Annotated in this window: 1 protein-coding gene; it reads right to left on the reverse strand. The window is 54.0% G+C overall.

Features of this window, described 5'->3' with window-relative positions; all coding sequences use genetic code 11:
* On the reverse strand, window positions 1–1,019 hold a 1,019-nt coding region (locus FDW95_RS23915; RefSeq protein WP_249359141.1), incomplete at both ends, for an efflux RND transporter permease subunit.

Genomic DNA, 1,019 nt, shown 5'->3' on the forward strand with positions numbered 1-1,019 from the left:
TATCGATCTTGAACTGCGGCGTATCTTCCAGGCCATTAGGACGAACACCGACCAACAGATCCGGATGCTTAGCCACTTCACCAAACAGCTGGTTACGCGCCTGTGTTAGTTTGTCATGGCCCAAACCACCCTGGTCAATCAACTGGAAGTCAAAACCAGTTGCGGTACCCAGTTCGACAATTGCGGGCAGGTTAAAGGCGAAGACCATCGCATCTTTAATCTTCGAGAACGCCCCCATCGCGCGAGCGGTGATTGCCTCGACCTTGTTCTCATCACCCGGACGTTCGCTCCAGTCTTTTAACGACACGAAGGCAATACCGGTGTTCTGACCGCGTCCCGCAAAACCGAAGCCGTTAACGGCAAATACCGATTCAACGTTATTTTTTTCTTTGGTCAGATAGTAATCCGTCATTTCGTCCAGCACCTTCTGGGTACGCTCTTGCGTAGCACCTGCAGGTAGCTGAGCCATGGACAGGAATACCCCCTGGTCTTCATCCGGCAAGAAGGAGCTTGGCAGGCGAACGAACAGATAAGCCATGCCGACGACAATGATCAGATACAGCGCCAGATAACGACCCGTACTGCGCAGAATGCCGCCAACGCTGTCGGTATAGTGGTTGGTGCTCTTATCGAACATGCGGTTAAACCAGCCGAAGAAGCCTTTTTTGCCTTCTCCGTGATCGCCCTTAGCGATCGGTTTGAGCATGGTGGCACAAAGAGCCGGCGTCAGAATCAACGCCACCAGTACTGACAACGCCATTGCAGAAACAATGGTGATGGAGAACTGACGGTAGATTGCCCCGGTAGATCCGCCAAAGAATGCCATCGGGATAAATACCGCTGACAGCACCATCGCGATGCCCACCAGTGCGCCCTGAATCTGGCCCATTGATTTACGCGTCGCTTCTTTCGGCGGCAGTCCTTCCTCCGCCATAACGCGCTCAACGTTCTCGACCACCACGATGGCGTCATCCACCAACAGGCCGATGGCGAGCACCATCCCGAACATCGTCAGGGTG

Source organism: Citrobacter sp. wls718, from assembly GCF_005280945.1.
GTDB classification, from domain to species: domain Bacteria; phylum Pseudomonadota; class Gammaproteobacteria; order Enterobacterales; family Enterobacteriaceae; genus Citrobacter; species Citrobacter gillenii.